The 14,217-nt window shown below is 48.5% G+C and carries 8 protein-coding genes; 3 read left to right on the top strand and 5 right to left on the bottom strand.

Annotated features, from left to right (window positions below; translation table 11 throughout):
- Positions 1-17: 17 nt before the first annotated feature.
- Positions 18-566 carry a hypothetical protein gene (locus HXW94_RS16635; protein WP_218576772.1) on the bottom strand — a complete coding sequence of 183 codons (549 nt, stop codon included), beginning with the start codon at positions 564-566 and terminating at the stop codon, positions 18-20.
- Between the two features lie 592 nt (positions 567-1,158).
- On the opposite strand from HXW94_RS16635, the gene htpX reads away from it, so the two are divergent.
- Positions 1,159-2,109, top strand: a complete 951-nt coding sequence (htpX, locus tag HXW94_RS16630; RefSeq protein ID WP_178368027.1) for a zinc metalloprotease HtpX — start codon at positions 1,159-1,161, stop codon at positions 2,107-2,109.
- 127 nt (positions 2,110-2,236) lie between these two features.
- On the opposite strand, the gene HXW94_RS16625 is transcribed toward htpX, so the two are convergent.
- Positions 2,237-2,701 carry an Lrp/AsnC family transcriptional regulator gene (locus HXW94_RS16625; protein ID WP_178368026.1) on the bottom strand — a complete coding sequence of 155 codons (465 nt, stop codon included), beginning with the start codon at positions 2,699-2,701 and terminating at the stop codon, positions 2,237-2,239.
- A gap of 204 nt (positions 2,702-2,905) precedes the next feature.
- Here HXW94_RS16625 and HXW94_RS16620 point away from each other — a divergent pair, with 204 nt between their 5' ends.
- Positions 2,906-3,211, top strand: coding sequence for an isoamylase early set domain-containing protein (locus HXW94_RS16620; RefSeq protein ID WP_178368025.1), 306 nt, complete (start codon positions 2,906-2,908; stop codon positions 3,209-3,211).
- A 46-nt stretch (positions 3,212-3,257) separates the two neighbouring features.
- The gene (locus tag HXW94_RS16615; protein ID WP_178368024.1) at positions 3,258-5,696 is read left to right on the top strand and encodes a glycogen/starch/alpha-glucan phosphorylase; all 2,439 of its coding nucleotides are present in this window, start codon (positions 3,258-3,260) and stop codon (positions 5,694-5,696) included.
- 113 nt (positions 5,697-5,809) lie between these two features.
- Here HXW94_RS16615 and HXW94_RS16610 read toward each other — a convergent pair whose 3' ends face one another.
- The 3 genes from HXW94_RS16610 to HXW94_RS16600 all read right to left on the bottom strand — a co-directional run bounded on the left by HXW94_RS16610 (position 5,810) and on the right by HXW94_RS16600 (position 13,766).
- Positions 5,810-7,837 (bottom strand): alpha amylase C-terminal domain-containing protein, encoded by a 2,028-nt coding sequence (locus HXW94_RS16610; protein WP_178368023.1) that lies wholly within the window; start codon positions 7,835-7,837, stop codon positions 5,810-5,812.
- On the bottom strand, positions 7,803-9,305 hold the full coding sequence (locus HXW94_RS16605) for a glycogen synthase (RefSeq protein WP_178368022.1): 1,503 nt from the start codon (positions 9,303-9,305) through the stop codon (positions 7,803-7,805). Before HXW94_RS16605 ends, HXW94_RS16610 begins: the two co-directional genes overlap by 35 nt.
- A 111-nt stretch (positions 9,306-9,416) precedes the next feature.
- A complete protein-coding gene (locus HXW94_RS16600) occupies positions 9,417-13,766 on the bottom strand; it encodes an amylo-alpha-1,6-glucosidase (RefSeq protein ID WP_343054678.1) in 4,350 nt (1,449 codons plus the stop codon).
- Positions 13,767-14,217 lie beyond the last annotated feature (451 nt).

The raw sequence follows: 14,217 nt of genomic DNA, 5'->3' as shown, positions 1-14,217 counted from the left end.
AAATGCAGAGAAGGTGATCATGCTACGTTCATATTATAAGTCAGGGAGATGGAATTATTTGAAACAAATGGCAAACTCGCACAATTCATTGGCTGTTGCATAACCGGGAAAATGGGAATGCGCCCGAAAGCCATCTCCATGGTTTCTGCAAGCGTGATTTCTTCATTTACCCCGGTAATGTTTGATTGGGCGGCTAAAATTTCCGGGTTGAAATTATTAATACCACAGAAAACAGCCGGTACATCTTCAAATAATTGTACGTGGATATCGATAAAAAAATTGAGGGCCGCATCATCAGAAAGGATAATCAGATCCAAATTTTTTTTCGCATATTTCCCTTTCAAATAATTGAAAAATAATTGTACATGGTCATCCCCAGCGTTTCGACGGATATCCAGGTATTCTATAAACAGAACCGTCCGCTTATTATATTTGTCAAAGATCTCTTGCACTCCGGATACGATTGAATCGTTCCAGTCATCCCCCTGATGATAAGATGTAATCATCAAAATTTTTTTGGGCGTTTCAACTGCAGAAACCGGCAGGCGCCAGATTGTAAATAACACAATATACGTCAAAAGGAATATTTTGAAAAAATTCGCAGGGCATTGTTTGAACTTCGAAAAAATAATCACAGGAACTCCAATTTTTTTGAATTGTTAGCAGCAGCTTAAGAAACAATTTGAATTTTTGAAAAATAGTTATCAAAATTAATCAGTTATGCCGTAAATTAAAAAACTTAATATTTTGATACTATTAAAGTTATGTGAAAGCAATAAATATGCCATCAAAAACAGATATTTATATAAGATACTGATATTAAAATAAAAATTACTTTTAAGACTCAATAAGTAAATTATTTTAATTAAACGGATAATGAAAAGAAATTATTTTAATTAAATTTAATTGAATCAGCGAAATTAAATTAGATTAGTTAATTATTGTTTTTTATGAATACAATTTTATTGTATTCCATTTTTCGTAGGTTATACCTTTCTTTGTTTCCTTTTTTAGGGCAGACACAGTGGCCTGCCCCCTAATTATCAAACAGGCTCTAAGTGGTGGTTGATTTTTTTACCGTGGGATTTATATTTTGTTTGAGTTTTGAAAATGAAAAATTTTTATAGTGAATATTAATTATCAGTGTGGAGGAAACATATGGCAAATCAATTTAAGACCGGGATGTTGCTGATCATGATGACCGGTTTGTTCCTGGTCCTCGGATATCTTTTGGCAGGACAGGGGGGTATGTTCATGGCCTTGATTTTTGCCGGTGTCATGAATATTGCAAGTTATTGGTATTCGGACAAGGTTGTTTTAAAAATGTACCGGGCACAGCCCCTGGCGCGCTCCCAGGCCCCGGGCCTGTTTGACACCGTGGCCCGCCTTGCCCGAAATGCCGGTCTGCCCATGCCCAAGGTGTATCTTATTCCCGAATCCGCGCCCAATGCCTTTGCCACGGGACGGAACCCGGAACATGCGGTGGTCGCCGTGACCCAGGGCCTGATGAACATGATGAATCAGGAGGAGCTTGAAGGGGTGCTGGCCCATGAACTGGGTCATGTAAAAAATCGGGATATTCTTATCTCTACCATTGTGGCCACCTTGGCCGGGGCCATTATGTGGATTGCGACCATTGCCAGGTTTTCAGCCTTTTTCGGCGGCGCGGATGATGATGACGGGGGCCTTGGCATCATTGGTGTGCTTGTGGTCTCCATGGTGGCGCCCATTGCCGCCATGATCGTCCAGATGGCTGTGTCCAGATCCAGGGAATACCTGGCAGATGCCACTGCGGCAAGCATTACCGGAAATCCCAATGGTCTGGCCTCAGCTTTGTCAAAGCTGGGAGGCTTCAGCCGCAGCCGGGATCAGCTGGATGCCAACCCTGCCACCGCCCATATGTTCATTGTTAATCCGTTGACCGGAAAGCAGATGATGAATTTGTTTTCCACCCATCCGCCTATTGAAGATCGTGTGGCCCGGCTTGCGGGATCGCGGCCCCAAGACCGGGATTTTTCCGGCAATTTGCATCAAGAAAACAAAAACACGCATTGCGCCGACGCAACCATGGACGATCAGAGTCGGTCATTCTGGGATAATATGTCCTGACAATTTACCATGGGGGCAGGCACGGTGGCTTGCCCCTTGGGTGCTGGGTGCTGGGAAATGGAAATACCTATACTCTTTAAATATGCGCCCATTGATGCGCCTTGAAGACGGGCAAAAATCCTTGATCCTATTGGTGTATTTTAAAAAATTTGGACGCCGAGTCAAGCATGATGTACGTTTCAGTGGCCTCTATACCTTCAATTGTGCTTAACCCCTCTTCAAATATAAAAACATTGAGCGCTTTGATTGAATCGGCCAGTATCTCAACAAAAATATCGTATTTTCCCGTGGTGGCCCATACCGCATTGACATTGGACAGGGCCATGATCTCCTTAGTGGCCTTGGCATGGTGGTTGCGCTTGATGTTTATGCCGATAATGGCTGCCGCTTTATTGGACATGGCAAAGGGGTTAACCCGGGCTTCAAGCTTGAGAATGCCCTGCTGGATCAGCCGGTTGACCCGGTTGCTCACCGTGCCTTCGGCCACACCCAGCTTTTTGGCAATACTTTTATACGATTTACGGGCATCTTTCTGAAGTGCCAGTATAATCTGAATTTCAAGTTCATCCAGGCTTCCGTCTACCAATGTCATTATGTTGTTGCTCCTTAGCAGCATGTTGAAAATCCGTATCTATATATAAAAAACATGGGCCATGATCAAGGCGCTTGTTTTCCATCCGGTGCCGGATCAGGATTTGAATACAACTGTTGACACCGCGATTTTAAAAAATTAGAATAAATCCATCAGTTTATCTTTAAATGGAAGGTACCGTTTACAACCATTTCGGAGGGTGTCATGTTTACAAAAAAATATCTTAAAACCAAAAATGTGTGCAGGGTCAGATTTAAACTGCAAAAAAAGGTGATTGGTCCTGCAGAAAAAGTCAACCTGGTTGGTGATTTCAACAACTGGGATGAAAATTCCGGGGCCATGAAAAAACTCAAGAATGGAGATTTTTCCGCAATCCTTGACCTTGAGTTGGAACGGTCCTACCAGTTTCGTTATCTGGTGGATGACACTCGCTGGATCAACGATGAAAACGCGGATATTTACCTGCCGTCTCCCTTTCAGGGGGAAGACAACTCGGTTATTACAATATAGGTTCTTTGACAATTAAAGGCCCCTGGGTCGAGTGTGGAGTCAACGCATGTCCTATTTTGATTTTTCAAACTTTGAGATCTCCTTTAATAATTACATTAAGTATTTTCTGGGCAAGCAACTTGAAGACGCCTCGAAAAATGATCAGTTAAACGCCGTTTCCTATGCCGTTAACAAGTACCTTATCGATATTGGCTATGATACGCAGACGCGTTATCAGGAAAATGACGCTAAGCGCCTGTATTATCTATCTCTTGAGTTCCTTATCGGACGGCTTTTAAGCAACAATTTGTTGAATTTAGGTATTTACAACCGCTGTAAAAGGTTTCTTGAAAAAAAAGGGATTGATCTTGACTTTCTGGTTGAGAAAGAACGTGATCCGGCGCTGGGCAACGGAGGGCTTGGGCGTTTGGCCGCATGTTTTCTTGATTCTCTGGCCAGCCTGAATATGCCGGGATTCGGATACGGGATTAACTATGATTACGGCCTGTTTAAACAATTGATTGTTAACGGATACCAGAAAGAAAAGCCCGATTACTGGCCCAATCGCAGGTCGCCCTGGCTGATTCGTAGAACGGAAGAACGGTATATGGTTCCCATTTACGGCCGGGTGGAGGGCAGTGTGGACCGGTACGGAGAGTATAATCCCGTATGGACGAACTGGGCACTGCTCATTGGCCGGCCCCATGACATCCTGGTTGCCGGTTTTGAAGGTCGTACCGTAAACTATTTGCGATTGTTCACGGCGGAGGCGTCCGAGGATTTTGATATCGATATTTTTAATGAGGGGGACTATTTCAAAGCCGTGGGTCGGAAAATCAAATCCGAGAGCATTTCCAAAATTCTCTATCCGTCGGATTCCAAAGAGTCGGGAAAAGAACTTCGGCTGGTCCAGGAGTATTTCCTTGTGGCCTGTTCCTTAAAAGACATTATCCGCAAGTATGAAATGAACCATGACACCTTTGACCATTTTCACAGAAAAGTGGCTGTTCAACTCAATGATACCCATCCGGCCCTGGCAGTGGTTGAGCTGATGCGTATCCTGGTGGATGAAAAAGGCATACAATGGGAAACAGCCTGGGAGATCACTCAAAAAACCCTTGGCTATACCAATCACACCCTGCTGCCCGAAGCCCTGGAAACCTGGCCGGTGAGTATCCTGGAGCGGGTGGTGCCCCGGCATATGCAGTTGATTTATGAAATTAACCAGCGATTCCTGGAATATTTGACGGTTCATGAATATGATGTAACCACTGAAAGCATTGCAAAGATGTCCATCATTCAGGAAGGGGCTGTCAAGCAGGTGCGTATGGCCAATCTTGCCATCATCGGCAGCCATTCGGTAAACGGGGTGGCAAAGGTACACTCCAATCTGGTTAAAACGCAACTTGTTCCCGAATTTTACAAACTGTGGCCGGGAAAATTCAGCAATAAAACCAACGGGGTATCCCCCAGACGCTGGATCGCAGCCTGCAATCCCGGGCTTGCCGGTTTTATCACTGAATTTATCGGTCGGCGCTGGATCGGGGACTTATCGCGAATATGGGAACTGGAAACCTATCAAAACGATCCGGGATTCCTGGATCGGCTGGGTGATATTAAGTTGGCCAACAAAGAGGCTTTGGCGGCATTAATTCGTCAGAAATTATTTTTGAGCGTGGATCCCCACTCCATTTTTGATATCCAGGCCAAACGGATTCATGAATATAAGCGCCAGTTGCTCAATGTGCTTCATATCATCCATCTGTATCTTTTAATTAAGGAGGAGGACCAGGATATCGGGCATCCCCGGACCTTTATTTTCGCCGGTAAAGCCGCTCCGGGTTACCATTTTGCCAAACTGATCATCAAACTGATCCATTCGGTGGCCAACGTGGTCAATAAGGACCCGGATATCCGTGATATGATCAAGGTGGTCTTTCTGCCGGACTATCGGGTAACTCTGGCGGAAAAGATTATTCCGGCCGCAGACGTCAGCGAGCAGATCTCCACCGCCGGCATGGAAGCTTCGGGAACCGGCAACATGAAGTTTGCTATGAACGGCGCATTAACCATCGGTACCCTGGACGGGGCCAATATAGAGATTGCAGAACAGGTGGGAGATAATAATATCTATATTTTCGGCCTTACTGTGGCGGAAGTGGAGGCGCTTCGCCCAAGTTATGAGCCCAAAACGTTTTGCGATGATGATCCGGACCTGAAACGGGTTCTCAAGGCCATTCATTCCAATCGTTTCTGTCCTGATGAGCCGGGTATTTTTAAATCTGTTTTCAGCCAGCTCATGGGCTCTCGGGAACATTATCTTCACCTGGCGGACTTCAGGGCTTATGTTGCAACCCAGGAAAAGATAGGCAATGACTATATGGATCGTGTCAAATGGCTCTCCATGTCGTTGAAAAATATTGCCCGCACCGGAATTTTTTCCAGTGATCGGGCCATTCAGGCATATGCGGACGGTATATGGGGCATTGATTCATATAGAGAGTAGGGGCGGAATCAATTTCCGCCTGATTTGCCGGACCGCATGCAGCTATAAATATAAATATCAATGAAACCCGGGCCGATATGGAATCGGCCCCTGGGATATTTGCAGGATAGGATTTAGATCCGGACCACGACCAATGCGCAGCGGCTGGGCAGATAAAGGCTCAGGGCATCATGGCGGTTTTCAACCGCATCGCCCAGTGGCATGGTGAAATGCACCTGGTCCGGGTTCAGGCGTCCCAATCCCCCGAACCGGGCTTCATCCGTGTCCAGGCGCATTTCATATTTGCCTGCCGGTGCATTAATGCGGTAGTCGGTAAAAGAGTGTTCCGGGTGGAAATTAAACACAAAAATAAGGCCGGATCGTTCAAATGCCAGAATTTTGTTGTCTTCGTGGATATGTAAAATCCTTGGCGTGTCCCATGTAAACAATTGTGTTTGTTTTGCCAGGGCAACCATCTGTTTGTCAAAGGCGAACAGGTCCGGAAAATACAAATTTTTGTCATATTTGAGGGACCACAGGCGTCTGGCATAGTGGTAGGAATATCCATTGGCAGGGGATGGAAAATCAATCCATTCAGGATGGCCGAACTCATTGCCCATGAAATTGAGATACCCTTTGTGGGCACAGGCCAGGGTAATAAGCCGGATCATTTTATGAAGGGCAACGGCCCGTTGCGTGGTGATATCCGTGTTGGATTTTTCCATGGAATTATAGATTTTTCCGCCCATCAGGCGCATCATCACGGTCTGATCCCCCACCAGGGCCTGATCATGACATTCCACGTAACTGATTGTGCGCTCCTCGTCCCTGTGCCGGGTCAGTTCATACCACAAACCGCCCATGGGCCACGCTTCGTCCCTGACCTCCTTGAGCAGCTTGATCCAGTAATCCGGCACGCCCATGGAAAACCTGAAATCAAACCCTGTGCCGCATAACGTTGCCGACGCAGCAAGCCCGGGATACCCGCTTACATCTTCTGCAATGGTTACTGCGCCGGGGCGGATTTCATGAACCAGGTCATTGGCGGCATAAAGATAACTTAAGGCATCTTCATCCACATCATCGCCAAAATAATCCTGGTACCCTGTAAAGGCACGTCCTAATCCGTGATTGTCATACAGCATGGAGGTTATGCCGTCAAACCGGAATCCATCCACCCGGAATTGTTCAAGGAAATATCTCAGGTTGGAGAGCAGAAAAATTAAGACCTGTTGTTTGCCATAGTCAAAACACCGGGAATCCCAAAGCGCATGATCTCCCCGATCCTTGTCGTGGAAAAACTGGTACAAAGAACCGTCAAAGCGCGACAGGCCCTCCACCTCATTTTTTACACTGTGGGCGTGTACAATATCCATAAGTATATGGATGCCGGCCTGATGTGCCTTATCCACCAGGTACTTGAAATCATCCGGGGTGCCGAACCGGGAAGACGGGGCAAAAAATGACGACACATGGTAGCCAAAAGAGCCATAATAGGGGTGCTCCTGAACCGCCATCATCTGCAGGGTATTGTACCCTGCGTCAATGACCTTGGGCAGGATGTAGTCGGCAAATTCCCGCCAGGTACCGACCCTGCCTTCCTCTAAAGCCATGCCTGCATGGGCTTCATAGACTAAAAGCGGATCTGTGGACAAATTGGGATTTTCCGCCTGCCACTGGTATGGCTGGTCCGGTGCCCATACCTGGGCATTGAAAATATAGGTGGCGCTGTCCTGGACGACCCGGGTGACTGCTGTGGGAATACGGTCGCCTTCGCCGCCCTCCCACACGATCTTGAGCCGGTAAAGCTGTTCATGGCAAAAAAAGCGTTCAGGGAAACGGGCTTCAAATATGCCGTTGGGATCAGGTCCGTTCACTTCCCAGTCTGAAGATTTTTCCCAGTTATTGGCTGGTGTGAGGATAAACATGGCTGTTGCATTGGGTGCCCATTCCCTGAACACCCAGCCGTTTTTATCCCTGTGAAGGCCAAAAATCTCATGGTAATTGGCCATGTCAACCCATGATTTTTTGTTTTTCAGTTTCTCCACCGTTGCCAGGGCCTTTTCAAACCGTGACCGGATAATGGGCTTAAACGGTGACAGATACGGATCGTTTGTCCATGAAGGATTAGACCAAAAACGGTCTTTTGAGCATTTTTTCATATAGTTTAATATAGCTTTCAGCGCATCGGCTGTGGTTAAATTCAAGTACGGATTCAGTCATGATTCTTCGGAGCTGATGTTCTTTTTCATCCGGATCCAGGCGAAAAAAATCCATGGCACGGTCCACGGCCCATTTCAGTCCCTGGGCATCGTGGACATTGAAAATAAAGCCATTGCCCGTTGAATGCGCCACATCCAGCTGTCTGACCGTGTCATGCAGGCCGCCTGTGTCAAATACAATGGGCAGACTGCCGTATATGCCGCCGATCATCTGAGGCAGGCCGCACGGCTCAAACGAAGAGGGCATGAAGATAAAATCACTGGATGCAAATGCCTGGTGGGACAAATGTTCGTTAAATCCCCAGATACTGATTCGCTGGTGCAGGCCATGGAAGTCGACAATGTCGTGGAAGTGTTTCTGGTATGTCCCGTCTGCCACGGATACAATCTGAATGCCTGTATCCCAGTATTGGGAAATAATATCATACATGGCTTCTGCCAGCAGCGCACACCCCTTCTGTACAGGATCCAGGCGGGAGGGCCAGAAAAACATAGGCGCATCGGGATTTATTTCAAGCCCCACGGATTTCTGGAGGAAAATTTTATTCTTTTTTTTCTGAGCCCGGTGGTTTTTGGGTCCGTAATTGAATTGGACCATATGATCCACGGCTGGATTGAATTCGGGTTCAGGCGCATTTAAAATGCCTGTGGCGCACCCGGCATCCCACTTGTAGGTCAGTTGTTCCCTGAGTTCCGGTTCCACAAAGGAGTGGCGGTTTTCAACAATTTCGCGCAGGAAGGTGGGACTCACCGTGTTCACATAATGGGCGGAAAACACCCCGGAGGCCATAAAATCCACCCGGTTGGTGTCCCGGCTCTCTTCGTAGTTAACGGGCGGACGTTTGAAGTAAAGCCACTGCCAGAAGGCGGCGGCATCAATTCCCCTGTCCTCAATTTCGGCCAGGGTGGAAGTCATGGTATGAATGTTGTGAATGCTGAACAGACACGGAATTTCGTATCGCCTGGCCATGGCCGGAATCAGTCCGGTCATCCAGTCGTTGCAATGGATGATATCCGGTTTCACCCTTGGGATGATGTTGTTGATCACTTCCCGCTGAAATGCCAGGGATACCTTAAGATCTTTATCCGAATACCCGGAATAAACCCCGTCTTTATAAAGAAACACCCGGTCTGCGGCAAAATGAATCCGTTCCTCATGCAGCCGCCGGCGAATTTTTTCCACCTCCCGGTGACTTCTTGGTTCATTATTGCCATGATAGATGGATTTGTAGTCGGGTATGGCGACATGGACATCGCAGCTTAAATCATACAACGCAGAGATCAGTGCTGCCGACACATCCGCCAGGCCTCCGGCCTTGGCGGAGTAGCCATCGCTATCAGAGCTGATACCTTCGGGCAGGTAGGTGACTTCCGGGGTTACAATAAGAATTCTTGGTCTATTAGGCATAGCGACCTCCTATTTCCTGGTTTTCGGAGTGCCGGCAGTGCTGTTCATAATGGGATGACGGATCGCAAACAACTAATTTTAAATGATATAGCATTTTTTATACCGAAAATATTAACTCTTATTATTTATCGTATTAATCCGATTCAGTTTATGGGCCACTCTGGCAATTTCGCTGCATCCCCAGGCCTGGGCATCGCATCCCCTGGGCGTGTGTGGAAAATTGCCGTCAAGAATTTCAGGCACAAAACCTGCCGCACCTGTGCGCATCAATGGCAGTGAACTGCCTAACCAGGCCAGGGCCGCCGGAATACCCGGGGGGCCAAAGGCGGTTGCCCAGGCCTCGCAGAATATTGGAAACTGCCATGTCCAGGCGGTGCCGTTGTGGTAGGCCGGTTTCCTTTGGGTATCCTCATCACCCTGGTAATATCCGGCATAGGGGGCATGGGGATTTACCAGGTGCTGCCCATTCCGTTCAATGGACAGGGGCATGTCCAGGGGGCGGTCCGCAAGGCTTCTAATCGCTCCGGGAACCAGAAGCTCCCGGCAGGTTGCCACCACCCGGGTCATGATTTGGGGATCGTCAATGATCCCTAAAGTGATCAGCAGCAGCTGATTGGGCCGCAGGGCATCATCAGGGATCGCATGGCAAGCGTCAACCGGTTCCCTGCAGTGCAGACAGTCGCTGAAAAAACCATCCTCTTCGCGCCAGAACAGGTCCATGATCGCGCGTTTCAGCGTGTCGGCATGTTTTTGCCATTGCCCTTGTGTGTCTGACTTATCAACCTGGGATAAAAATTCAAGGGCATAACACCACAACGCCTGGATCTCAATGGGATATCCCTTGCGGGGGGTGCCTGCCGGGAAATTGGTATCCATCCAGGTAAAATGGGCCGGGCTGTAGAGCATCATGGATTCCGGATCAGCCTTGACACCGGTGGGGGTGCCGTTAATCATGGAGGATGCCATGTCTTTAAGCAATTGAAGCATCGTGCGCCGGCCGATGTTTTGGGTGAGCAGCGGTTCTTTGCTTAAGGTTTGGGTCAGTTGCCGGCAGCAGGCAAAAAACCACAGGGGCGCATCCGAGGTCTCAATGTTCCGCGCATCTTCACCGCTTATCATATTGGGCAGGGTGCCGTCTTTTTCAAATTTTCCAAAAAGAGAGAGTATGGCAAAGGCATCCCGGATTCGGCCAAGCTCAATCAGGGACCGGCAGAAGATCAGGCTGTCCCTTCCCCAGTCCAGGAACCAGGGATATCCGGCCACCACGCTTTTTTCTTCTCCCCGGTCTACGATGAATGCGTCAAGGCTTGTCTGGATTGCTTGACAAAACGGTACCGTTGATTTAAACGAACCGGGCAGAGAGATTTTTTTGTCGGCTGCCGGTTCCGGCAGGGTTTCTTCATTCATAACACAGGCTTTCAGGCTAACCGTGTCTCCGCCCTTGACATTGATGTTGAAGTAGCCCGGGCTGAACAGATCTGAGTCGGCATCCATTCCCCGGGTGACTTCAACACTTCTGTGGACCATGTAGTGCCATTCCGGTTTCAAGAAGAATGTATCCCGACTGCTTGACAGTCGAAGTATTTTTCCTGTCTGGGAATGAAAGAAAAATCCGTTTTCAAATGTTGAAACCCGGGACGGCCATTGCTGCTCAGGACCGCTAAACGCCTTGACCGTATTATGGAAACTTCTGTCTTCAATATCGGGGCGGATGATCAGCGTGACTTCGCGTTCGGGCTGGAGGCGCCGGGGACTGTCCATCGGTGCGGTTTCCCGGTGCAGGGTCAGGGTTACGGCGTTGGTCTTTGGGTCCATCTCCAGAAACAGATCAATGACATAATATCTGCCTTCGGATGAGGGAATCCTGAATCGCCATTTTCCGCCCTGGTCATGGGAGGCCCAGAAGGCATCCATACAATCCAGTCCAAGTTCCCGGGAATAGCCCTGGAATACGCCCCATATTCTGAATCTGGACAGGAGCATCCACCGGTTTTCGGGCAGGCGGGAATTCAGGTTGGCAGCCAAAAGGGCATCATAACGGCTCTCCAGGTGGCCGAAGCAAGCCCCGGCGCGCATCATTGCACCCAGGTTGGTGGTGGACAACTGCTTGATGGACGGATCAGCGACAATTTCCCTGCGGATAAAGGATAAGCGCAGGTTAAGCGCCTCAAACGGGGCAAGATACCTGATATTGCCGGTAATTACTTTGGTTCCTTCGGGGCCGGATATGCGCAGTTTGAGCAGACAGTCCCTGTAATTGGTTTTTATTTCCATGGGCATGAAAACGGCCTGATATCCGGACCCTCCTTCTGCGGGCAGACTTTCACAGAATCCCAGGCAATATTTATCAAACCCTGTTTCCTCAAGCTGAACCCTGAAATGTTTGTTGCACCGGATCAGCAGGAAAAAGCCCGGGGGGACCATGACCCTGCGATTGATATCCTTGTGGGCATCAAACACGATGGTGCGGATGGTTCGCTTGTCCGGGTAAAGTTCCCGGATAAAGGTTTCAGGGTTCCGTGCCAGGTCCATGGCGGCCTTGTCCACATCCAGGTCATCCAGATTCATGTAGCCGTTTACCGCAGTGATTACATCAAGGGCCAGTGCCCTTCGTTTCTGCATCAGAACCCTGCCGGGCATGGACAGCTTTCCGGCCGGTTGAGCCTCAAGCAGATCCAAATCACTCTTTTCAGGACTTAACGCCAGTACGGCCCCCGGTTTCAGGAGAATACGGTATTTCCCGCCTTTGCGTTCCGCCTGAACAGTGTTGCCTGAAAGCAGGTCTGTCCAGGGAAAGGCTGCACCGCCTTCCGTGCCGGCCAGCCACACCGCCTTGCCCCGCTTGTCGCAGTCCGGGTTGACCAGCACCAGCATCCGGGCATTATGATGGGGGTTTGATCTTAGTAACACCAGAGCCCGGCTCTCTTGTTCATGGATGAGTCTTAATTGTGCCCCACTGAAAAAGACAGGGTGTTCCCGCAAAATAAGATGAAGCCGGGTGATATAATCCACCTGGTTATCAGAACTTCCCCAGTTCAGTCCCGGCGAGTTGTGGACATTTATTTTCTCCTTGGCAAACCATTCCACACCGTTGGTAAATCCGAATCCGCCGCAGATACTGAACAGCGCACAAAGACCGGTCCTCATTTTTGCATAGGTATGGGACACCTTGGCCAGTCGGTCATTGTCGTGGGTTTCCGCAAAATGGATTAAGTGGCCACAGGTATTTGAGAGTTCTATGGCACGGGCTAAGTAGCGGGATATCTGCTCAAGGGAGTATTCCTGGAACAGTTCTGAATAGGCCCAGTTAAAATTTGCGTGCTGGAGCAGCCGGCGGGTTGCATCCGGTGGTCCGCCCAGCCCTTCAAGGAAAAAAACTGTGTTGGGGTACTGGTTTCTAACCTTGTAGATAATATATTCCCAGGCCCGTTCCGGGATCATGTACCCGGCATCGCACCGGAATCCGTCCACACCCCGGCGGCACCAGAGCAGAAAAATATCCGCCATGTATTGCCACAGGTCCGTGTGCCGGTAATCGAGCTTGGTCAGATCCGCCCATACAACCCCCCAGGCACCGGGCATGCGGATTTTGCCGTCATCCTCCCGGTCCAGCCACTCGGGATGGGATTCATGAAGACTGGCTGCCCAGCCGGTATGGTTAATGGCAATGTCAAGGATCAGGTAACCGTCGTGGTCGTGTACGGCATCCACCAGCTCCATGAATTGTTCAAGGGGTGTGGCTGCGGGATCAAACTGGGCCAGGGCCGGGTCCACATCCGAAAAGTCCAGGGCGGCATAGGGACTTCCAAACCGGCCCATCCGGGCATAGGTGGTGGGTGTGGGATGGATAGGGAGAAGGTGAAGCCCCCGGCAGCCCATCCGGGAAAAGATAAAGTTCAACTGTTCCTTTAGATCCCTGAATTTTCCGGATTTGGGAATCACCGTATATCCCTGGTCATCCAGGTTTTTGATTACGGTATCCAGATCAGGGGCCTGGAATTTTGCGTCCTTGGTGGGGCCGAACTGCCGCACAAAAGCGTTATAAATGATATTGGCGCAGCAGGTGCCGGCCGGTTCAACACAGAGGATGGTGTTCTCTCCTTCGGGCCATACCGGGACATCACTGTCCTGGGGAATAAAAAAACATTTGGCCTGGAAAGATCCGTTCTGGGTCAGGGGCAGGCGGATGGAAAAATGTCCATCACCCTCTTCTTTCATAGGCAAATCACACCAGGCCTCCCCTAGCTTGATTTCGTTTTTTTCCACCCGACGGATGATTTCTCTGCGGATCGCCTCCGCATTCCCCAGGTTGGTTCTGACAAAGGCACGACCTGGACTTGGACTGTCAGGGGAAACGGAAAGTGTAAAAATGACAACATCTCCGCAAAATAAAACCTGGGCCGTTCCTGGAGACGGGCTCTGGGTGAGACGGGATATTTCCTTATTTTCTGTGACCATCATTTTGCCTTAATGAAGTTGGGCTTTAAAAAAAATTGAATGGGCAAATTCAATACCTTCGCCATTTCTGTTGCGTATATTTGGTTAGAGAAACCCTTTTGTTCTCTGTAATTTAGGCTTTTTTGAAAAGGCTATGATTTCAGATTATTATAATTAAAACCTACCCATGTTTTGCAGGGTCGATTTTTTATTATTAAGCTTTTTTAGAAACATTTGTAAAATAGCCTTATGGCATTCCCAAGTGAGGCAAAAATTGGCGAAGGTATTGCAAATTGGCTTAAGATTTTTAAATTGAATTAGGTTATAAAATCTCATTAAATAGTAATTAAAAGTATTTAATTTACGATTCAATTAGAGTTTTTTATTAAAATGTAAACACCTTAAGTGGCTGAAACCCGCAGCCTCTATTCCTTATCTTTGTAAGTTTAAAGATTCAGGAACTTCTTTTAACTAC

This window comes from Desulfobacter latus, from assembly GCF_013389365.1.
Taxonomy (GTDB): domain Bacteria; phylum Desulfobacterota; class Desulfobacteria; order Desulfobacterales; family Desulfobacteraceae; genus Desulfobacter; species Desulfobacter latus.
The sequence above is the reverse complement of the archived record's forward strand: the minus strand, read 5'-3'. Positions and strand labels throughout refer to the sequence as shown.

Excerpts from the sequence above, each read along its gene's own strand:
- HXW94_RS16615 (WP_178368024.1), top strand. The coding sequence starts at position 3,258 with ATGTCCTATTTTGATTTTTCAAACTTTGAGATCTCCTTTAATAATTAC.
- HXW94_RS16625 (WP_178368026.1), bottom strand. The coding sequence starts at position 2,701 with ATGACATTGGTAGACGGAAGCCTGGATGAACTTGAAATTCAGATTATA.
- HXW94_RS16610 (WP_178368023.1), bottom strand. The coding sequence starts at position 7,837 with ATGAAAAAATGCTCAAAAGACCGTTTTTGGTCTAATCCTTCATGGACA.
- HXW94_RS16605 (WP_178368022.1), bottom strand. The coding sequence starts at position 9,305 with ATGCCTAATAGACCAAGAATTCTTATTGTAACCCCGGAAGTCACCTAC.
- htpX (WP_178368027.1), top strand. The coding sequence starts at position 1,159 with ATGGCAAATCAATTTAAGACCGGGATGTTGCTGATCATGATGACCGGT.
- HXW94_RS16600 (WP_343054678.1), bottom strand. The coding sequence starts at position 13,766 with ATGATGGTCACAGAAAATAAGGAAATATCCCGTCTCACCCAGAGCCCG.
- HXW94_RS16620 (WP_178368025.1), top strand. The coding sequence starts at position 2,906 with ATGTTTACAAAAAAATATCTTAAAACCAAAAATGTGTGCAGGGTCAGA.